We start from the raw sequence: 19675 nt of genomic DNA, 5'->3' as shown, positions 1-19675 counted from the left end.
AATCGCAGCAACATTGCAATTGCTCTCCCCAGTTGGTTAGTTGCGACGATCCAGACGCATTCTGAGCATCGGATAAGGGTTCCCCAAACCATCGACCTCGGAGCGACTGACTACCTTGAAACCGTGCTTGAGGTAGAAGCCGAGTGCTTGCGGATTTTGCTCGTTCACGTCCAGCTCCTGGATATCGAAGCGCGAGATCGCGTGAGTCAGTAAGCGTGATCCCAGCCCTTGCCCCCGGTGATCCGGATCGATGAACAGCATGTCCAGTTTGCGTCTGTTGACGCCTGCAAACCCGGTGATGTCGAGCCGCGCATCGCGTGTACAGAACAGTGTGACGCTGTCGAGGTACTGCTTGAGCAGCAAACCCTTCAGCTGCGTGATGTACGCGTTCGGCAGGAAGTCATGGGTCGCACGCACAGAGCGTTCCCATACGTCTGCCAATCGCGGGTGGTCCTTTTTATCTGGAAAGTAGAGCTCCATCGGGCTTGCGCTCCCAGCCATGTGTTTTTGCATAGACCGCGACATTGAACGAAAAAGCCCTGCCGTTTTGAAAGGGCAGGGCTTTTTAAGAACGCTTAAGGCGTTATCAGATGATTTCGGCCCACAGGTCGTATTCGTCGGCATCGGTGACGCGGCACATGATCTTGTCACCTGGCTTGACGTCGCTGTCATCCTCCAGACCGATGAATACATTGCCATCGATTTCCGGCGCATCGAAGAAGCAGCGACCGACCGCGCCACGTTCATCGACTTCGTCGATCAGCACTTCGATCTCTCGACCGATCTTCATTTGCAGGCGTGCGGCGCTGATGGCCTGTTGGTGGGCCATGAAGCGATCCCAACGGTCCTGTTTGACATCGTCCGGTACGATGGCGGCATCCAGCAGATTGGCTGGCGCGCCTTCGACCGGGGAGTACTGGAAGCAGCCAACGCGGTCCAGTTGCGCTTCGGTCAGCCAGTCCAACAGGTACTGGAAGTCCTCTTCGGTTTCGCCCGGGAAGCCGACAATGAAGGTCGAACGAATGATCAGGTCCGGGCACTGCTCGCGCCAGTTCTTGATGCGGGCCAGGGTCTTGTCCTCGAACGCCGGACGCTTCATCAGCTTGAGGATCTTCGGGCTGGCGTGCTGGAACGGGATGTCCAGGTACGGCAGGATCTTGCCGGCGGCCATCAGCGGGATCAGCTCGTCAACGTGCGGGTATGGGTAAACATAGTGCAGTCGCACCCAGACGCCCATCGAGCCCAGTGCCTGACACAACTCGGTCATGCGGGTCTTGACCGGCTGGCCGTCCCAGAAACCGGTGCGGTATTTGACATCGACGCCGTAGGCGCTGGTGTCCTGAGAAATGACCAGCAGTTCCTTCACGCCAGATTTGACCAGACGCTTGGCCTCGTCCAGCACATCACCCACCGGACGGCTGACCAGCTTGCCGCGCATCGACGGGATGATGCAGAAGCTGCAGCTGTGATTGCAGCCTTCGGAGATCTTCAGGTAGGCGTAGTGACGCGGGGTCAGCTTGATACCTTGGGGCGGTACCAGATCGATCAGCGGATTGTGATCGTGGCGCGGCGGCACGACGTCATGCACGGCATTGACGACCTGCTCGTATTGCTGAGGACCGGTGACCGACAAAACGCTCGGGTGTACCTTGCGAATCACGCTTTCATCGACACCCATGCAGCCGGTCACGATCACCTTGCCGTTTTCCGCCAGCGCCTCACCAATCACCTCCAGCGATTCGGCCTTGGCGGTATCGATGAAGCCGCAGGTGTTGACCACCACAACGTCGGCGTCTTCGTACGTCGCAACGACTTCGTAACCTTCCATGCGCAGCTGAGTCAGGATGCGCTCGGAGTCGACCAAGGCTTTCGGGCAACCGAGTGAGACAAATCCAACCTTGGGGGCGGATGGCGTGGTGACGGTGGACATGGCGAACCTCGGCGTGAAGGGGGCCTGGACACTGCGCGCAGGCACCGATTGGGCGCTTGGTTGCGCCTCTGATCAAAAAGTGCGCAATTCTAGCGATGAGCGGACGCGATGACCAGCGTTTGGACAAGATTTACGACGAGTGCTGTCTGGCAGCGGCAAAGCCCAAGGAAGGATGAGCGGTCTTCTGGGTTCACTCAGCGTACAAGCACTGCCTTCGCCCGAGCAGCCGTGGCTGCCCTGTGTTGTTGTGACGAGGGCGTTATGAAATCCGTTTCGGCGGGCTTGCAGGTCATGCAACCACCTTGGCAACTGTCTTAGTAAGAGAATTACCTCCACCGCTGCGTTATGCTTCGCGCCATTGCGTCTATGCGTGTCAATGTCTGGGCGCATCTGAATTGTTACGCGTTGTGAAGTTCATAGTGCTTTGAGCCTCATGTCTGGTTTCCGGGAGTAGTGGATGAGTCAAACAAACAGTCATGCAGGTTCTGGAAGTGCTGCCAAGCCCGTGGGGCTGCTGATCGCGGCAGTCGGCGTGGTGTATGGCGATATCGGCACCAGTCCGCTGTATACGCTCAAGGAGGTGTTTCAGGGTGGCTATGGCGTCGAGGTCACGCATGACGCGATTCTGGGCGTGTTGTCGCTGATCTTCTGGTCGCTGATCTGGGTCGTGTCGTTCAAGTACATGGTCTTCATTCTGCGCGCCGACAACCAGGGCGAGGGCGGCATCATGGCCCTGACGGCGCTGGCGCGGCGGGCGACGGCCAAATACCCCAAATTACAGATGATGATGGTGGTGTTCGGCCTGTTCGGCGCAGCACTTTTTTACGGGGATAGCATGATCACGCCGGCCGTTTCGGTGTTGTCGGCGATGGAGGGTCTTGAACTGGCGTTCGATGGCCTGGAACACTGGATCGTGCCAATGGCGCTGGTGGTGTTGATCGGGTTGTTTCTGATTCAGCGACACGGTACGGCACGCATCGGCGTGCTGTTCGGCCCGGTGATGGTGACCTGGTTTGTGGTGCTGGGCGCTTTAGGCGTCTACGGCATCATGCAGTCCCCGGAAGTGCTCAAGGCCGTGAATCCTGCGTGGGGCGTGCATTTCTTTATTATCCATCCGGGCATCGGCGTTGCGATTCTAGGTGCTGTGGTACTGGCGCTGACTGGTGCTGAAGCGTTGTATGCAGACATGGGGCATTTTGGTCGCAAGCCGATTTCCCGGGCCTGGTTCATCCTGGTGCTGCCTGCTTTGCTGCTCAATTATTTCGGACAAGGCGCGTTGGTGCTGGGCAACCCCGAGACGGTTCGCAACCCGTTCTACTTGCTGGCGCCGGGTTGGGCGCTGCTGCCGCTGATCGGTCTGTCGACGATGGCCACGATCATTGCCTCGCAGGCCGTGATTTCCGGTGCGTTTTCCATGACTTTGCAGGCTATCCAGCTTGGTTATATTCCGCGCATGCACATCCAGCATACTTCCAGCGACGCGCAGGGCCAGATCTACATCGGTGCGGTGAACTGGGCGCTGATGGCGGGCGTGATCATGCTCGTGATCGGCTTCGAGTCGTCTGGCGCACTGGCTTCGGCCTATGGCGTTGCAGTCACGGGGACCATGCTCTGTACCACGATTCTGGTGTCTTCGGTCATGCTGCTGTTGTGGAAGTGGCCGCCGTTGCTGGCCATTCCGCTGCTGGTGGGGCTGCTGCTGGTGGACGGCCTGTTCTTCGCCGCCAACGTGCCGAAGATCTTTCAGGGCGGTGCCTTCCCGGTACTGGCGGGTGCGGTGCTGTTCATCCTCATGACCACCTGGAAGCGGGGCAAGCAACTGCTCGCTGACCGTATCGATGAGGGTGGGCTGCCATTGCCGATCTTCATTGGCAGCATTCGTGTGCAGCCGCCACACCGAGTGCAGGGCACCGCTGTGTTCCTGACCGCTCGCTCGGACGCCGTGCCCCATGCCCTGTTGCATAACATGCTGCATAACCAGGTGCTGCATGACCAAGTGGTGCTGCTGACGGTGGTCTACGAGGATTCGCCGAGGGTTCCGGTCCAGCAGCGGTTCGAAGTGGAATCTCATGGCGAAGGCTTCTATCGCGTCATCCTGCACTTCGGGTTCATCGACGAGCCGGACGTGCCTGCGGCGCTGGCGCTGTGTCCTCTGCGAGAACTGGACTTCAGCCCAATGCGCACGACTTACTTCCTGAGCCGCGAGACGGTGATTCCGTCCAAGATGGAAGGCATGGCCCGTTGGCGAGAAGCGCTGTTCGCGTTCATGCTCAAGAACGCCAACGGTAACCTGCGATTCTTCAAGCTGCCCTTCAACCGGGTGATCGAGCTGGGGACCCAGGTCGAGATGTAAGTTTGGCGGATAGGGTGCACGCGTCCGGCCAAGTCAGCCGAATAATCCCGTGAAGCCAAGACATGAGGTGCACTTAAGTTTAAGTGCACCTCACAAGGATGCATTCACGACTCGGCCCCACTTTATCTACCATCCCGATCCCCTCGGTAACGGGTCGGTGCAACTCTCTTGCGACACTTGCCTGATCTGCAATCAGGCAAGGCTTCATTTATGCGGGGCCGGTATGCGCCATTGATGAATGCGAAAACTGCATCTGTCCTTGGCCCAACGACGGCAGTGCCCATCAGCATTTGGGGCGACGTTTGGCAATGAAGAGCGTATCGGCCTGGACGGCGCAGGCCTGATCGACAGGTTCAGTGAGCCAGTTGAAGGCGTGTGCCATTCACTTTCGATTACGGCTAAATCTTATGACTAAGACCGAACTGCAAACCCTCATATTCAGCGTTAAAAAGTATCTAACGATTATCTTTTTTCTCTGCCTATCAGGCTTTCTCATCCATGCATACCTGCACAAACCGGAATTTCCTTCTGAAATAGTCCTGACGCAAGATTTCATTCCGGGGCAGTCGATCTACCTTGTTCAAGATGCCAGAGATCCGGATGAGCCCAAAAGGCTGCGTTTCTACGTCAACGACGGTGGCGGCAGAAGTAATGAGGCGATGAGGGTGCGCCTCGGCAAGACTCCTCCCTTTCTGGTCTCGGACACTGACTTGAAAGATGTGGTAATCCAGCATGTTTCCAACGGTCTACACATCAAACTTAAAGGCGCGGTCTCGAATTACCAGAGCAACCTTTATCTGGAAGACGGCGACACGTACACCACCTATCGCGTGAGCCTTGAACAGGTGGAAACGCGACCGCCCTTACCTAGCGGGCGATAAGCTCAATCTCACAAGTCCGCCGGGTTGATACTTGGCGGGGGATGTACCCTGTGACCACCCATAAAAAATCCCGGCCACCTCATGGTGCCGGGATTTTTTTAGCTCAGGCTACTGGCCGATTATTGAGCGCCCGTCGCTGCGCCTGTCTTGCCTTGACGCTTGTTGATGGCGTCGATCAGGCGTTTGGCCAGGGCAGGGTAGTCTTCATCAAAGTGATGACCGCCGGGCAACTGGACCGTTTCGCCTACGGCGGTGGTGTCGGTGCAGCCGCTGTCTTTCTTCTCTTCGATGCCGTACACGCAGAACACCTTGGCAGCAGGCAGCTTGGCCATTTCCGGGCCGGTGGTTGCTTCCTTGCCAGCATTACCCAGCCAGCCGTCGACGTGGATCTCGAAGCTGCCGGAGCGGGCGAAGGCCAGCAGGATGATCGCGTCGATGCGATTCTGGTCTTCGGTTGCCAGGCGGTTGTAAATGGCAGGCATCACGTCGGCACCAAATGAGTAACCAGCAAGAATGAAGCGTTTGGTGCCCCATTTCTGACGGTAATGGTTCATCAGGTCGGTCAGGTCAACGGCCGTCTGTTCAGGCGTCTTGTGTTCCCAGTAGTAGCGAAGCACATCGATGCCGACTACCGGATAACCCATCTTCGCCATGTCGCCTGCGACGACCTTGTCCAGGTCGCGCCAGCCGCCGTCGCCGGACATGAACAGCGTTACCGTGTCGGACGGTTGGCTGGCCGGTACTTCAACGACTGGAATACCCAGACCGCCGCCATCGTTCTCACCGAGGAGCAAATGGCGCAGTTCGGTGTTCAATACTTGTGGCAACTTAATGTCGTAATCACTGATGCTGGTGTCAGCGTTGTTCTGATCGCGCACGAACGCGGCGCTGGGATCATCCGGCGCGTCGTTCCAGGCGGCCAGCCAATGGCCATGCGGTGCTTTTTGGGGCAGCGGCACGTCGCAGATGCGTGGCGGCGTATCACCTTCGTCCACTACAGGCGGCGGATTGGACACGTGTTCAAGCTCAAAGCCTACGGAAATGGCCTGCGCCTTGTCATCGGTCTGGCCGGCCAACCAGCGCCAGGCCAACGTTGCGCCTGGGCCTATACCGCCGACCACCAGCGCAGGGCCGTCGAGCTTCTCAAGAGCGCTCTGAAAGGTCTTCTGCTGCATCACGCAGTCGTCTTTGGGCAGAACCACCTGGACGATACGTGCCGAGGCGTCTTTGCTCATGGCCAGCAATTGCTTGTCGGTGAGCATCTCCTCGGCAGTAACGGCCAGCGCGATACGGGTATTGATACGGGTGGCGGGTATCACGCTGGTCAGCGGGGCTCCGTCGTCCAGGCTTGAGTGTTCAAGGGTGGCGGGCGGAGCGGGGCGGTTCCAGATCCAGACCCCCACGGCGACCAAAAGAAGAATTACCAGGGCTGCGAGCAAAAGGCGCCAGGAGCGTCGAATCATCAGCGTTTCACCAATCCAGTCAGGCCGCCCGCAATCAGGGCGGCAGTATCAGCCAGCGCCACAAGCGGATCGAGTCCGGCGGGCACGGCCATATATCGAGGTTCCCAATCGGGCTGGAACTTGTCCTTGAAGCGCCGTAGCCCCTGGAAGTTGTAAAGCTGCTCGCCGCGACGGAAGATCATCGACCCCAGGCGCTGGGTCAGGGGGGCGCCGCGTCTGGGTTGCAGGCCGGAGAGCGGCACCATGCCAAGGCTGAAGCGTGAGTAGCCCTGAGCTTTGTAATGCTGAATCAGGCCCACCATCATGAATTCCATCGTCAGCTTGGGTGCATCCGGATGAGAGCGCATCAGATCCAGGCTGGCCAGTTCGCGGCCGGTGGTTTCCAGCAAGTTGGAGAACGCAACCGGTTTGCCCTGAAAGTGAACGATGGCGATGCGGAAATACTTAAGGTATTCGGGGCTGAAGCGGCCTAGCGAGAACCCTTTCTCCCGCACGTTCTTGCCCGTCAGCCACGCATCGGAAATCACTTTCAGCTCGTCGATGGGGGCTTCGCCCGGCTCATAAATTTCAAGCGACAGGCCATCGCGTCCACCCCGATTCCAGGTGTAGCGCAGGTCCTTCATCTCTTTGCCTTTGGCTTCGAGATCGAAACTCAGCAAATTGACGCGGGCTTCTTCACCCAGTTTGATGGCGGTCAGTCCGATGTCCATGTAGAACGGCAGATTTTCTGCACGCACTTGGTAGAACACAGGGCGTGCGTGGTGTACGTCACACAGATCTCGAAATTGCCAGATCAATTCGGCGCGCTGTTGCGTCGGGCCGATCGGGTCATAGAGCGCCACCAGACTGCGCCCACGGTGCGAGTACATCAGAAACGCATTGCCTGCCGGGTGAAACAGGATCGCCTTGTCGCCCGTCAGTACCAGTCCGCCGTCAGGCTGGCTGGACGCCTTGAGAATCTCTGCAGCCTTGTCGAGGTCGGCTGCATCGGGCAGTTTGATCACAGGGCGCGCAGTGCGCAGCAGCCAGGTCAGGGAAACCACAACCAGCAGAACTGCGCTGCCCAGTGCCGAGCGCAAGCCGCGAGGGGCGTCAGCGTCCAGCGTGAATTGCCACCACAACTTGTGGCTGTAAGGGACGTCCTGGTAAGCGAACAGCAGCAGCCAGATCGAGGCACCCACCACGCAGACACTCGCGATCAGGTAAAGCGGCGAAAACGGTACTTCCAGAAGGCGGCTGGGGCGGTAGAACGAGCGGCGGAAGGTCATCAGCAGCAACGCTGTCAAAAGCAGCAGGCTGGCTTCTTCCCAGTCGAAACCTTTGAGCATCGACAGCGTCGCGCCTACCAGCAGCAGAATCACGGTGAGCATCCAGGCTGCGGATAGCCGTCGGCGCAAGCCTTGGGCAAGCAGCAAACACAGCACGCCGACCAGACTCGCACCGAAGTGGGAGGCGTCGATCAGGCGATGGGGGATCATGAAGCCGACGTTTTCCAGTCGGGTATCGATTTCAGGGGTGGCACCAGAGAAGAGCAGCACCACCCCCGACAAGAAAACCAGTAGTGCCAGGATGGGGGCCGCGAGCCCCGAGGCGACGCGCATCGCCTGTCGGGTCGGCAGCAATCGCTGTGCTTCGGTGAACAGCAGTGTCAGGCACGCCAGCAGCAGCGGCAGCACCACATAGATCAGGCGATACAGCAGCAGGGCAGCTGCCAGTGGCGCAGCACCCAGCTCGTTGGCAAATGCAGCCAGCAGAATCGCTTCGAAGACGCCTACCCCACCGGGCACATGACTGAGGACGCCCGCGGCCAGGGCCAGCAGGTAGATCAGCATGAACGCGCCCAGCGGCGGGGCATGGGGCAGCAGCATGTAGAGCACAAGCGCCGCCGCGGCAACGTCCAGCGCTGTGATCACCAGTTGGATCAGGGTCAGGCGCAGATCTGGAAGACGCAGCGTGCGACGACCGAGGCGTACCAGAATGTTATGGGGAATGTCCTGCTCAGGCAGACGGCGTCGATAGATGGCAACGGCCAGCGCCACGCTGCCCACCAGTACCGCTGTCGCAACGATAGCCAGCACTTCAACGGGAAGCTTAAGCGCCAGGGACGCGCCGGACAGGTTGCTCAGGGTTGCGATTGCAGCGAGGGGCGGTAACGCGCAACCCAGCGAAAGGCTGGCGAACACGGTCATGCGGGCAATTTCAATCGCGCCGATGCCATGCCGGGAATACAGGCGATAGCGGACCGAGCCACCGGACAGCATCGACAGTCCGACCGCGTTGCCAATGGCAAAGGAGGTGAAGCCGCCGAGAATGAGCGTTTTGGTGGGCAGGTCTACGTTGGCGTAACGACTCGCGGAGATTTCGTAACCCATCAGGATGACGTAACCGATGATCGCTGCCAGCAACGCGCCGCCCAAGGAGGGCAGTGGCACTGCGAACAAGGAGTCGTGCAGCGCATACCAGTCCATCTCTATGAGCATGTGCCGACAGGCGATCAGCGCCAGTCCGAACAGCAACAGCATCACGGCCAGCCCGATAGGCTGGCGATACTTGCTCAGCAACTCGCGCCAATTCATGCGTGCGGGTGTGCCAGGTTGGTCGGCATTTACTGCTTCATTGGAATCTGACGTGTTGTCGCGCATCAATCACTCCTTGGATCGTGCGCGACAGGATGGAGGTATACAGCCAAGTTACCAATCCCTACGCAAAAAATATTTCAGGATGTTAGCGCGTCAACGCCTGACGAGCGAACAGCGATTAGAGCGGGTCATTGCTGTTCAGTCCTGATTCAGGTCTGATTCAGCTTAGCCATAAGCCTATCGGCCGCATGTGAAAAAACTGTCGCAATTGGAAAATATTGCGCGACGGTGGTGATGATAGGGCTTGAGTGCCTGGAGCAAATAGTCTTTTTTGTCAGACAGTTACCGGCGGCGTGGAGAGTATTTCGATCAGGCACAAAAAAGGCCACTCTTTCGAGTAGCCTTGTTTTGATGTTTGGTTGCGGGAGCCGGATTTGAACCGACGACCTTCGGGTTATGAGCCCGACGAGCTACCAGACTGCTCCATCCCGCGTCTGTGTGGCGGCATTCTACAGCCGAACGCAGAAGTGTCAACCCTTAATCCTGAAAAGCTGAAAATAAGCGGTCTATCGTGCTGTTTATAAGGAAGCGCCTGATGGAGTTGCCGCCTCGGCAGTCGGAGCGGGTCCAGTCCGTGCTTTATCGACACGCACAAAAAAGGCCACTCTTTCGAGTAGCCTTTCTTGATGTTTGGTTGCGGGAGCCGGATTTGAACCGACGACCTTCGGGTTATGAGCCCGACGAGCTACCAGACTGCTCCATCCCGCGTCTGTGTGGCGGCATTCTACAGAGAGTTGCCGAGGTGTCAATGGTTAATGTCGAAAAACTGCTTTTTCTTCAATCGGTTAGCGAAACGAAGCGAGCTGGCAGGGTGCTCATGACGTTCGGCCGGCAGCGCTAGCGGCCCTATTTGCTTGATGACGGAGCGTTTGGTACGCCATTTCATCGCGCATTTTCAGTGCGGACGTGTCAGCCATTGATAGCAGTGAGATACTGCGCGGCCACGGACAGCAAAATTTCATCAGGTCATGACGCAGCGCAAAATCATCCACATCGACTGTGACTGCTTTTATGCAGCCATCGAAATGCGCGACGACCCCAGCCTGGTGGCCAAGCCACTTGCCGTGGGAGGATCGGCCGAGCGGCGAGGTGTGATCGCGACCTGCAACTATGAAGCTCGTGCGTTTGGCGTGCGCTCCGCTATGTCTTCTCGTCATGCGCTCAAGTTGTGTCCGGACCTGACCATCGTCAAGCCTCGCATGGAGGCCTATAAAGAAGCGTCGAAGGAAATCCAGACGATCTTTCGGGACTACACCGATCTGATCGAGCCTTTGTCTCTGGATGAGGCTTTTCTGGACGTGTCCGACGCCAGCCACTTCTCAGGCAGCGCGACGCGCATCGCTCAGGACATTCGGCGCAGAGTCTCGAATCAGTTGCACATCACGGTATCGGCAGGCGTTGCGCCCAACAAGTTTCTGGCCAAGATTGCCAGCGACTGGAAAAAGCCAAACGGGTTGTTTGTCATTACTCCAGACCAAGTCGAGGATTTCGTCGCATCGTTGCCAGTCAACAAGCTGCATGGCGTGGGCAAGGTCACCGCTGACAAGCTGGGGCGTCTGGGGATCGTTGGCTGCGCAGACCTGCGCAGCCGCAGCAAGCTTGCTCTGGTGCGTGAGTTCGGCAGTTTTGGTGAGCGGCTCTGGAGCCTGGCGCACGGTATTGATGACCGGCCCGTGCAGAATGACAGCAGGCGCCAATCGGTCAGCGTCGAAAACACTTACGACAAGGACCTGCCTGATCTGGCCAGTTGCCTTGAAAAGCTGCCTGCCTTGCTGGAAACGCTGACCCAACGCATGGCAAGGATGGAAGGTCAGTACCGCCCCGGCAAGCCTTTCGTCAAAGTGAAGTTTCATGACTTCACCCAGACCACGCTAGAGCAAACCGGCGCAGGCAGGGATCTGGGCAGTTATGAGCAGTTGTTGTCCCAAGCCTTCGCGCGGGGAGGGAAGCCGGTTCGGCTGTTGGGCGTTGGTGTGCGCTTGCACGATTTGCGTGCGGCACACGAACAGCTTGAGCTGTTTTCGCGTTGATCGGCGGCTCCGTGGGATCACGGAGCCTGATAGGTCATTGCGCCTGTGCGGGAACGGCCACCAGACGACCTGCATCCTTGGCGAGCGACTTAAGAAACTCGTTCTGCAGTTGTGGATCATTGCGAGTCAATTCAATCAGGCTTTGTTCAAGCTCGCTGGCCTCCTCTTCCAGTCCTAGTTCCGAAAGACGCTTGACCCGGTGTACCCATTCACTCACTTCGTCATCTTCCAGGTCGTCGTAGATCAGCGCATGCGCTTCCAGCAGTTTGCCGCGCAATGAATGACTGATAGGCAAGCTGGCGTTGGCGTGAGCATTGTCCTGCTCGTCCTCGACATTGATATAAAGGCGAGTGACGCGGCTCAGGTCCTGCTCGGCAAAGGGACTGTCCAGCAGATTCAGCCTGAGTACGCCGTTGCGGTCCGTGGCCATCTCATGGGTTTCATTGCCGGCCTTGACCATCACCGAACGCTCGTTCCAGGGCAGGTTGGAGTTTTCGATTCGTTTGTCTTTCTGAACCTCATCGATACCCGCCAGGTTCTGTTGGGCGCGACCGTGAGAAGGGACGTTCATGAACGGGTTCAGCCCGGCGACGCCATAGGTGATCCAGTCCTTGGTCACGCTCTCAGGCAGGCTGCCCAGTGCGAACACGTTGACGACATTGGCACCGACGCCCGCCACGACCGCGACTGCACCCATCGGGATTTCATAGATTTCCCGCCAGGGTTGATAAGGCGTGTAGCGATCATAATGACGCGTGACTTCAAAGTCGGTGACTTCAAACGATTTATGCTCGTGGATCCGCACGCGACGTTGCGGTAACTCAAGCGTTTTGGGTTCGCCGATATCAACCTGCAGCGTGTGTTCGAGCAGTTTTCGCTCGACGCGTTCTTCGTGCTCACTGCGTTGTGACAACTGATTGGCACAGCCGCCGACGAGGAACGTGCCGCAGAGAACGGCGCTGCCGAGGCTTAGGGTGCTTCGTTTGAGCATGGGATCTCTTGATGCGGATGGGGGCGTTGATGAGTGGCGCACCGACAGATACCGGTGCGCCTTTTAACTCAGCGTTTTACGCGACCCTGGATGAACGACAGCACGTCAGCGACCGCAATGGCTTGCGGTTGCGACTCGGTACGGCTCTTGTATTCCAGATTTCCTTCAGCCAGGCCGCGATCACTGACAACGATGCGATGCGGGATGCCGATCAGTTCCATGTCTGCGAACTTGATGCCGGGGCTGGTTTTCTTGTCACGGTCGTCGAGCAGCACTTCAAAACCGGCGGCTTTCAGGTCGGCGTACAGTTTGTCTGTGGCTTCACGTACCGCGTCGGTTTCATAGCGCAGCGGGACCAAGGCGATCTGGAAGGGCGCCAGCGTGTCGTTCCAGATAATGCCGTTTTCATCGCTGTTCTGTTCGATGGCAGCGGCGACGACACGGGATACACCAATGCCATAGCAACCCATCGACAGGTTGACCGGCTTGCCGTTTTCGCCAAGTACCTGGCATTTCATCGCTTCGCTGTACTTGGTGCCCAACTGGAAAATGTGGCCGACTTCAATGCCGCGCTTGATTTCCAGCGTGCCCTTGCCATCAGGGCTTGGATCGCCTGCAACGACGTTACGCAGGTCGGCGACGGTCGGAATCGGAAGATCGCGCTCCCAGTTGACGCCGAAGTAGTGCTTGTCGTCGATGTTGGCGCCAACACTGAAATCGCTCATTAGCGCGACCGAGCGGTCGATGATGCAAGGCAGTGGCAGGTTGAGCGGACCGAGTGAGCCTGCGCCTGCGCCGATGGCGTCACGCAGTTCGGCTTCGGACGCCATGACCAGAGGGTCTGCGACCTGCTCCAGTCGGGTGGCCTTGATTTCGTTGAGTTCGTGGTCGCCACGAATGATCAGCGCGATCAGCTTGCCTTCTTCGGCAGCATGCACCACCAGCGTCTTGACAGTCTTTTCGATCGGCAGATTGAAGCCTTCGACCAGTTGCGCGATGGTCTTGGTGTCAGGTGTATCGACCAGGCGAAGCTCTTCGGTCGGAGCAGGGCGCGACGTTTCGCGCGGAACCGCCTCGGCCTTCTCGATATTAGCGGCGTAATCGGAGCCGTCGCTGAACACGATGTCGTCTTCGCCGGACTCGGCCAGCACGTGGAATTCGTGTGAGCCTGCGCCACCGATCGAGCCGTTATCTGCCTCGACAGGGCGGAATTTCAGGCCCAGGCGGGTAAAGACATTGCTGTACGCCTGATGCATGCGGTCGTAGGTTTCCTGCAACGAAGCATGATCGGCGTGGAACGAGTAGGCGTCCTTCATGACGAACTCACGACCGCGCATCAGGCCGAAGCGTGGGCGGATCTCGTCACGAAATTTGGTCTGGATCTGGTACAGGTTGATCGGCAGCTGCTTGTAGCTGTTCAGCTCGTTGCGGGCCAGATCGGTGATGACTTCTTCGTGGGTCGGGCCCAGGCAGAAGTCACGGTTGTGGCGGTCGACCAGGCGCATCAGTTCCGGGCCGTACTGCACCCAGCGACCGGATTCCTGCCACAGTTCTGCGGGCTGAATGCCAGGCATCAGGATTTCGAGTGCGCCAGCAGCGTCCATTTCCTCGCGAACGATGGCTTCTACCTTGCGCAACACACGCAGGCCCATCGGCAGCCAGGTGTAAAGACCTGAGGCAAGCTTGCGAATCATGCCGGCGCGCAGCATCAGCTGATGGCTGACCACGACCGCATCGGAAGGGGTTTCTTTCTGTGTGGCGAGCAAAAATTGACTGGTGCGCATGGTTGGCCGTTGTCGGTTGCTGAGACTGGAAATGACTCGGGATTGTACGGTGATGTGCCGGTGACGTACAGGGCAGGGCGGTCGCTCTGGTCGTGCGGCTGATCGTTGGAGCGAGTAAGAAAAAGCCCGGCATGAGCCGGGCTTTTCGTATTGCCGAGTGCGGAGCCGTGATTACAGGATCGAAATCGGGTAATCGACGATCAGGCGGAACTCGTTGACGTCGCCGTCGGCCTGAGCGTCGTTGCCACGGTGCCATGCTTGACGCATGCGGAAGGACAGGTCTTTTGCAGGACCTGTCTGTACGACGTACTTGGCTTCCAGGTTGGTCTCGTGGTGTTTACCGTCTGCGCCGTATATTGGGGTGCCATCATTTTTGCGGTAAACGGAGTTTGTGGCCAGGCCGGTGCCGTCGATGTTGTCACCATTGAGGTAACGCGTCATGAAGCTAAGGCCAGGAACGCCATAGGGCGCCATGTTCAGGTCGTAACGCACCTGCCAGGATTTCTCCCCAGGACCGTTGAAGTCAGAGTACTGGACGGAGTTAGCAAGGAAAATCGAGTCGCCGCCACGGTTGTTATCGCCAATGCCTATGTAGTCGAAAGGCGTATCGCCGTTAACTTTTTGGAAGGCAACGGTAACTGTGTGCGCAGCCAGAAAAGAGTAGGCTGCGGAGAGGGAGTAGGTGGTGTTGCTGATCGAGCCTGCTTTTGCGCTGCCCTCATCCGTAGTGCGGTAGAGGTTGGCGTCGAAAGCAAGAGACTGCTCGTTACCCAGCGGAAGCGCGTAGTTAACGTTTCCGTAGTACTGATTCCACACGTCTTCAAGCTTGGCTGCATAGAACGCAACGCCCAAAGCGTCGTTGATGGCGTATTTACCGCCAGCAAAATCTGCGCTGTTAGCCCGTACACCGGCGTAGTTTGCCCAGATGCTTCCGTCATGGCTGGTGTCGTTCTGGCTGGTGCCGGAATAGAAGTGACCACCCTCAAGATCAAGGCCTTTGATCTCACTGCTTTGCAGGCTGATGCCGCTAGCTGTCTGTGGCAGCAGTCGAGATCCGCCTACCGCAAAAACGGGACTTGTAGGCTGCATGTCACCGATTTTAAGCTCGGTTTTAGATACTCGGAACTTTACCGCACCGCCTAACTTGCCAAGCGTATCTTCGTTGCCGCCATTGCGGTCCGTAACCAGGTTGGTAGACCCGGAGTAGGTATCAGGACCCCAGAGCTTCAACCCAAAATAGCCGAATGCTTCCACGCCTACGCCGACTGTGCCTTGGGTGTAGCCAGAACTGAAGTTCGTCCACAGGCCCTGAGTCCAGTCACGCTGATCCTGATTGCCATCGCCTTTATTGTCGCGGTTGAAATAGTAATTGCGCAACTTCAGGTCAAGCGTGCTGCCTTCAACAAAACCTTTGGCCTCAGCCTGATCACTGACGAACGGTGCAGCTGTTGCCAGTTGGGCGCTGGCTGCGGTAACGGCCAGTGCGATTGCGCTCCACTTCATCACTCTCATCGTGATTGCTCCTTTGGTTTTTAGAAGGTAACCAAGCCGTCCCACCTGTTTTTTTATCTGGGCGGCCTTTTCTATTTTTATGTCGGCGGAAAATCTACATCACGCTGACGGTGCTTGCGATAGGTGCAGCCCTATCCTTTCAGAATCTTTACGGCGGTGTCGCTGAGTGCGTCATCCCTGTAGTGGTGCCGCGTTTGCAGACTCCGGGTAGAGGGGAATGGAGCAAAGCCCTCATCACCTGCAGCCTGTCAAAAGCATCGTTGCGGACCACGAACAGTCATTCCCTTGGTCGTGTCATCTCTGTTTTCCGCCAGAGACGTCTTGACCATGATGGGTGATATAGCAACAAGTGTGCACAAAAATCCACATTATGAAAAAAATTTGTGAAAAATCAGAATCAGCGTTTCTTTTCCTTTTTATCTTCTTGTTTGTAAATGGTTTTTTTAAAAAATAAAAAATCGTTTCGCGCGCGCTGCAGAAGTCAGCGTAGCCCGGCACAGCAGGTTTGTTACCCGTGCACACCGACATCTGTGTAAATGACGCACCTCTGCTGTTGCCAGCGCAACATCAGTGTGTGGTTTTGGTGCACTGTCGGGATGCGCTGCCTGAGTGTGGAGCGTGCTTCGTCTGCGGCTCATGGTGATCGAAAGGCTGTTTCATTTTAATGACCTGAATACAGGTTTCTCCTCGTGCGCCTTGCCTGAGTGCGTCCTTGCTGGCGGTCGTCATCATGCTTCTTCTTTTTTAGGCGACTCAAATCAGTGCGGCAGCGAAAAGCAGGCTGCATCCTGGTGCAGGTCTGCATTCAAGGGTTACGCTTCCGGCTTCAGGATTGATGAGTGGCAAGGGGATGAAGCGTTACCTCATCAAGCGTATCCTGACTTCCATTACGAGGCGCTCTGTCACCGACAGGGCAGGCCAGACATCTACCTGGCTATTCAGGAGCTTATTATCGTGTTCGTTCTGGATTCACGTCTGCTGCAAGACACTCGGCCTCTGGGCGACTTTCCACTCTGCCGGCTGCTGCTCTCCAACGACTCAAGCTATCCCTGGTTCATTCTGGTGCCGCGACGTACCGACATCAGCGAGATATTCGAGCTGTCTCCTGAAGAGCAACTACAGCTTTGGCAAGAGACGACAACCCTGTCGAGGATTCTCAAAGATGTGTTCAGCGCTGATAAGATTAATGTCGCGGCGCTCGGCAATGTCGTCAGCCAGCTTCACATGCATGTGATCGTGCGCAAGCGTGACGATGCTGCCTGGCCTGCACCGGTCTGGGGCAAGCAGCCGGCTGTTCCTTATACGGATGAGGCGTTCGCAGCGATCCGTGAACGGCTCCGGCCGGAACTGACCAGTGATTTTCGATTTGAGGGGGAATAATCATGAACCTTGATGAGCGAGTCATGGAGCTGGAAAGCCGCCTCACCTTTCAGGACGATACCATTCAGTCATTGAATGACGTGCTGGTGGCGCAACGACGCGAGCTTGACCTGCTACAACTGCAGATGACAGCGATGCTCAAGCGTCAAGAGGAGCTGGGCAATCAGTTCGAAACCTTCGAAGAAGATGCTCCGCCGCCTCATTACTGACAGATATAAAAAAACCGCGGCCTCTCATGGAGGTCGCGGTTTTTTATTGCTGTTTGAAATCAGCGACGAGGCAGAGCTGCGATCACGTCTTCGGCTTGCAGGCCTTTGTCTCGGTTCATCACAGAAAACTCGACGCGCTGACCTTCGACCAGCACACGATGACCTTCACCGCGTATGGCACGGAAGTGAACGAAAATATCGTCGCCGGAATCACGCGAGATAAAGCCGAAGCCTTTCGAGGTGTTGAACCACTTTACGGTGCCCGTATCGCGATTGCTCATGTCATGGCTTTGAGGCGCAGGCGAAGGAGATGACCTGTAGAAGCTCACACCCAGGTGCAGCGCGACCGCGACTATGGCAGTAATCAGGCTGGCGATGATCGCTGGCTGGCCTGCTATATAAGGCAATGGAACGAGTAGCGTGAGGATTTGCAGTACAACGGCGATAACCAGCAGTGCGCTGACCAGATTTTGCAGTGTGTGACGTGTGCCTCGATTCCAGTAGGGAATTACCGGAGCGAGGATCAGGTTGAGTAGCCCCAGAAAAGCCAGAAAAAGCGCGTCTGGCTGTTGCAGGTAGGGAGCGACGGCTTCACTACGCAGGCTGGGGATAAAAGAAAGCAACAGAGCTGCTGCTCCCGTTACCAGATGGACAATTTTCAACATTTTTAAAAAGCTCACAGGTCAAGAAGGATTACAAGAAATAGCGGGTAACGCCCGGTACGCTTCTGAACAAGGGAAGGCGTGATGCACGAGCGAGGGGCCAGCCTATGCGCTAAGCCAAATGACAACTCATTAGCGACACGCGGTGTATTTAACAGCAAAGCCCGATGCTACTCAAATCAGTCGCTTGCCCGTGAACGAATGCTGTGTGGCGCGCGTCTTAAAACGTAGTGGCGACTGCCCCAAACCCCTTGAAACAGAGCCTTGCAGCTGCTTTGAACTGTGTTCGAGGCGGTTTTTCACACGCCAGCCCTGAGAAAGGCGGGATGGCAGGAATCTGTCGGGAGACGCTCGCGGCTGCATCGACATGGGGCAGGGCGTCGACAGATAGCTGCGCGGCTCCTCTTCTCTTGATAGAGTAGGCGCTGTTACTGCTTTCCAATCCTCACTAAAAGGACATGAAACATGGCAATCGATATTGGTATCAGTGAAGAAGATCGCAAATCGATCGTTGATGGTCTTTCGCATCTGCTTTCGGATACTTATGTGCTTTACCTCAAAACCCACAACTTTCACTGGAATGTCAGTGGGCCAATGTTTCGTACGCTCCACTTGATGTTTGAAGAGCAATACAACGAACTGGCTTTGGCGGTTGATTCCATAGCCGAGCGTATTCGTGCCCTTGGCTTCCCCGCACCAGGCACTTATTCGACCTATGCGCGTCTTTCTACTATCAAGGAAGAAGAAGGCGTGCCCAGTGCTGAAGATATGATCAAAAGTCTGGTTCAGGGGCAAGAGGCTGTTGTCCGCACGGCGCGTAGTATTTTTCCTCTTTTGGATAAAGTCAGCGATGAGCCGACGGCTGATTTGTTGACGCAACGGATGCAGGTTCATGAAAAAACAGCATGGATGCTGCGCTCGATGCTCGAATCGAAATAATGAGTACGGCGAGTGGCACCTTGTGCTGCTCGCTTGCTTCGCCCCTGCAACTGCTCAGTGCCTCTGCCGTTTCACGCTCGCCTCGATCCAGATTCTGATGCCCCGCGTATTCAATATTTACATTCGCATAATTGTTAAACACCCGCGCAGCAGATTTTTGCTTATAGCAGGCTGGTATTCGATATTCCCTAGTCCTTTGTGGTCATGTCCTACGCTAACTAAGTGCAGGCCCTGCTGGATATAAATTCATGGATCGGGCTTTATAGGTCGGGTGTTGACTTGTTTATAAATGTTTCCCATTTTTTGTCTTGAATTTGATTTCAGAAGGGCGGTAATTATGATGTCACGAGGTGTCGAGCGTGAGGTTAAAGCGTTAAGTCGGGACGATCCTTTCGTTGAGGATTTTAATATGACGCTGGCGCAGCCTCATTCCAAGTCCGTTCGGCTGAACGGTCTGGCCACATGCCTGCGTCTTGAGAACGTGTACTGGAATATACTGTCCGGTATTGCGCGCTCCAATAACTGCTCGGTGAATGCCGTGCTTTCCTATATCGATAGAGAGGTTCATCTGCGCTACGGCGGTGTAAAGAATTTCAGCGGTCTGATCCGCGTGGTCTGTGTGGCACATTTGTTGAAGACCGACCGTCTGGATATCGCCCAGGCGTAGCTTGATCCCCTCATTTTTGCGGGCTTGCCTCTGGCGAGACCGCGCGCTCCCTGCGCTGCGAACGAGCCGTTCGAGCGTACGAAGCAGCGACGAACTTATCCTGACAGGATAGGTTCGTTGGCTGCACGGCATCGATTAACTCTATATAATCCTTCGCCTTGCCAACGGGCACGACTCTGCGGCTGGCTTGAACTGTGTGCCGGCGCCTTGCACTATTGAGCGCAAGCCAGGAGCG

General features: G+C 56.8%; 16 protein-coding genes and 2 tRNA genes. 8 read left to right on the top strand and 10 right to left on the bottom strand.

Annotation, left to right across the window (positions count from 1 at the left end):
- Positions 1-36: 36 nt before the first annotated feature.
- A complete protein-coding gene (locus ALP40_RS08200; protein ID WP_122207799.1) occupies positions 37-480 on the bottom strand; it encodes a GNAT family N-acetyltransferase in 444 nt (147 codons plus the stop codon).
- Between the two features lie 106 nt (positions 481-586).
- Positions 587-1930 carry a 30S ribosomal protein S12 methylthiotransferase RimO gene (gene rimO, locus ALP40_RS08195; protein ID WP_122207798.1) on the bottom strand — a complete coding sequence of 448 codons (1344 nt, stop codon included), beginning with the start codon at positions 1928-1930 and terminating at the stop codon, positions 587-589.
- Between the two features lie 457 nt (positions 1931-2387).
- On the opposite strand from rimO, the gene ALP40_RS08190 reads away from it, so the two are divergent.
- From ALP40_RS08190 to ALP40_RS08185, 3 genes are all read left to right on the top strand, one after another.
- Positions 2388-4283, top strand: coding sequence for a potassium transporter Kup (locus ALP40_RS08190; protein WP_122207797.1), 1896 nt, complete (start codon positions 2388-2390; stop codon positions 4281-4283).
- 49 nt (positions 4284-4332) lie between these two features.
- Complete coding sequence (locus tag ALP40_RS26125; RefSeq protein ID WP_375140000.1) at positions 4333-4518, top strand: CbrC family protein; 186 nt, start codon at positions 4333-4335, stop codon at positions 4516-4518.
- Between the two features lie 172 nt (positions 4519-4690).
- A complete protein-coding gene (locus tag ALP40_RS08185) occupies positions 4691-5164 on the top strand; it encodes a hypothetical protein (RefSeq protein ID WP_122207796.1) in 474 nt (157 codons plus the stop codon).
- A gap of 119 nt (positions 5165-5283) precedes the next feature.
- On the opposite strand, the gene ALP40_RS08180 is transcribed toward ALP40_RS08185, so the two are convergent.
- The 4 genes from ALP40_RS08180 to ALP40_RS08165 all read right to left on the bottom strand — a co-directional run bounded on the left by ALP40_RS08180 (position 5284) and on the right by ALP40_RS08165 (position 9974).
- The gene (locus ALP40_RS08180) at positions 5284-6627 is read right to left on the bottom strand and encodes a virulence factor family protein (RefSeq protein WP_122207795.1); all 1344 of its coding nucleotides are present in this window, start codon (positions 6625-6627) and stop codon (positions 5284-5286) included.
- Positions 6627-9203: a bifunctional lysylphosphatidylglycerol flippase/synthetase MprF gene (gene mprF / locus ALP40_RS08175; protein WP_375140004.1), complete on the bottom strand. Its 2577-nt coding sequence runs from the start codon at positions 9201-9203 to the stop codon at positions 6627-6629. Before mprF ends, ALP40_RS08180 begins: the two co-directional genes overlap by 1 nt.
- Positions 9204-9622: 419 nt before the next feature.
- Positions 9623-9699, bottom strand: a tRNA-Met gene (locus tag ALP40_RS08170).
- A 198-nt stretch (positions 9700-9897) separates the two neighbouring features.
- Positions 9898-9974 (bottom strand) — tRNA-Met (locus ALP40_RS08165).
- A 260-nt stretch (positions 9975-10234) separates the two neighbouring features.
- Here ALP40_RS08165 and dinB point away from each other — a divergent pair.
- Complete coding sequence (gene dinB / locus ALP40_RS08160) at positions 10235-11296, top strand: DNA polymerase IV (RefSeq protein WP_122207793.1); 1062 nt, start codon at positions 10235-10237, stop codon at positions 11294-11296.
- A gap of 34 nt (positions 11297-11330) precedes the next feature.
- Here the strand turns inward: dinB and ALP40_RS08155 are convergent, their stop codons facing one another.
- From ALP40_RS08155 to ALP40_RS08145, 3 genes are all read right to left on the bottom strand, one after another.
- Positions 11331-12287 carry a hypothetical protein gene (locus ALP40_RS08155; RefSeq protein WP_122207792.1) on the bottom strand — a complete coding sequence of 319 codons (957 nt, stop codon included), beginning with the start codon at positions 12285-12287 and terminating at the stop codon, positions 11331-11333.
- Between the two features lie 68 nt (positions 12288-12355).
- Entirely contained in the window at positions 12356-14071 is a 1716-nt protein-coding gene (locus tag ALP40_RS08150; protein ID WP_122207791.1) for a proline--tRNA ligase, read from the bottom strand.
- A gap of 171 nt (positions 14072-14242) precedes the next feature.
- Positions 14243-15583, bottom strand: coding sequence for an OprD family porin (locus tag ALP40_RS08145; RefSeq protein ID WP_122207790.1), 1341 nt, complete (start codon positions 15581-15583; stop codon positions 14243-14245).
- Between the two features lie 954 nt (positions 15584-16537).
- On the opposite strand from ALP40_RS08145, the gene ALP40_RS08140 reads away from it, so the two are divergent.
- Entirely contained in the window at positions 16538-16963 is a 426-nt protein-coding gene (locus ALP40_RS08140; protein WP_122207923.1) for an HIT domain-containing protein, read from the top strand.
- 2 nt (positions 16964-16965) lie between these two features.
- The gene (locus ALP40_RS08135) at positions 16966-17172 is read left to right on the top strand and encodes a SlyX family protein (RefSeq protein ID WP_122207789.1); all 207 of its coding nucleotides are present in this window, start codon (positions 16966-16968) and stop codon (positions 17170-17172) included.
- 59 nt (positions 17173-17231) lie between these two features.
- Here ALP40_RS08135 and ALP40_RS25970 read toward each other — a convergent pair whose 3' ends face one another.
- A complete protein-coding gene (locus tag ALP40_RS25970) occupies positions 17232-17837 on the bottom strand; it encodes a cold-shock protein (protein WP_122207788.1) in 606 nt (201 codons plus the stop codon).
- A gap of 462 nt (positions 17838-18299) precedes the next feature.
- Here ALP40_RS25970 and ALP40_RS08125 point away from each other — a divergent pair, with 462 nt between their 5' ends.
- Both ALP40_RS08125 and ALP40_RS08120 read left to right on the top strand, forming a co-directional pair.
- Positions 18300-18773 carry a Dps family protein gene (locus tag ALP40_RS08125; protein WP_004879132.1) on the top strand — a complete coding sequence of 158 codons (474 nt, stop codon included), beginning with the start codon at positions 18300-18302 and terminating at the stop codon, positions 18771-18773.
- 337 nt (positions 18774-19110) lie between these two features.
- A complete protein-coding gene (locus ALP40_RS08120; RefSeq protein WP_181113901.1) occupies positions 19111-19440 on the top strand; it encodes a ribbon-helix-helix domain-containing protein in 330 nt (109 codons plus the stop codon).
- The last annotated feature ends 235 nt before the right edge of the window (positions 19441-19675 follow it).

Source organism: Pseudomonas viridiflava (genome assembly GCF_003702045.1).
GTDB classification, from domain to species: Bacteria; Pseudomonadota; Gammaproteobacteria; order Pseudomonadales; family Pseudomonadaceae; genus Aquipseudomonas; species Aquipseudomonas viridiflava_C.
Note: the sequence above shows the minus strand (reverse complement) of the source record. Positions and strands in the feature narration are given on the sequence as shown.

What these genes read in the sequence shown, in the direction of transcription:
- ALP40_RS08200 (WP_122207799.1), bottom strand. Translation starts at nt 480, where the DNA reads ATGGAGCTCTACTTTCCAGATAAAAAGGACCACCCGCGATTGGCAGAC.
- rimO (WP_122207798.1), bottom strand. Translation starts at nt 1,930, where the DNA reads ATGTCCACCGTCACCACGCCATCCGCCCCCAAGGTTGGATTTGTCTCA.
- ALP40_RS08190 (WP_122207797.1), top strand. Translation starts at nt 2,388, where the DNA reads ATGAGTCAAACAAACAGTCATGCAGGTTCTGGAAGTGCTGCCAAGCCC.
- ALP40_RS08185 (WP_122207796.1), top strand. Translation starts at nt 4,691, where the DNA reads ATGACTAAGACCGAACTGCAAACCCTCATATTCAGCGTTAAAAAGTAT.
- ALP40_RS08180 (WP_122207795.1), bottom strand. Translation starts at nt 6,627, where the DNA reads ATGATTCGACGCTCCTGGCGCCTTTTGCTCGCAGCCCTGGTAATTCTT.
- mprF (WP_375140004.1), bottom strand. Translation starts at nt 9,203, where the DNA reads ATGAATTGGCGCGAGTTGCTGAGCAAGTATCGCCAGCCTATCGGGCTG.
- dinB (WP_122207793.1), top strand. Translation starts at nt 10,235, where the DNA reads ATGACGCAGCGCAAAATCATCCACATCGACTGTGACTGCTTTTATGCA.
- ALP40_RS08155 (WP_122207792.1), bottom strand. Translation starts at nt 12,287, where the DNA reads ATGCTCAAACGAAGCACCCTAAGCCTCGGCAGCGCCGTTCTCTGCGGC.
- ALP40_RS08150 (WP_122207791.1), bottom strand. Translation starts at nt 14,071, where the DNA reads ATGCGCACCAGTCAATTTTTGCTCGCCACACAGAAAGAAACCCCTTCC.
- ALP40_RS08145 (WP_122207790.1), bottom strand. Translation starts at nt 15,583, where the DNA reads ATGAGAGTGATGAAGTGGAGCGCAATCGCACTGGCCGTTACCGCAGCC.
- ALP40_RS08135 (WP_122207789.1), top strand. Translation starts at nt 16,966, where the DNA reads ATGAACCTTGATGAGCGAGTCATGGAGCTGGAAAGCCGCCTCACCTTT.
- ALP40_RS25970 (WP_122207788.1), bottom strand. Translation starts at nt 17,837, where the DNA reads ATGTTGAAAATTGTCCATCTGGTAACGGGAGCAGCAGCTCTGTTGCTT.
- ALP40_RS08125 (WP_004879132.1), top strand. Translation starts at nt 18,300, where the DNA reads ATGGCAATCGATATTGGTATCAGTGAAGAAGATCGCAAATCGATCGTT.
- ALP40_RS08120 (WP_181113901.1), top strand. Translation starts at nt 19,111, where the DNA reads ATGATGTCACGAGGTGTCGAGCGTGAGGTTAAAGCGTTAAGTCGGGAC.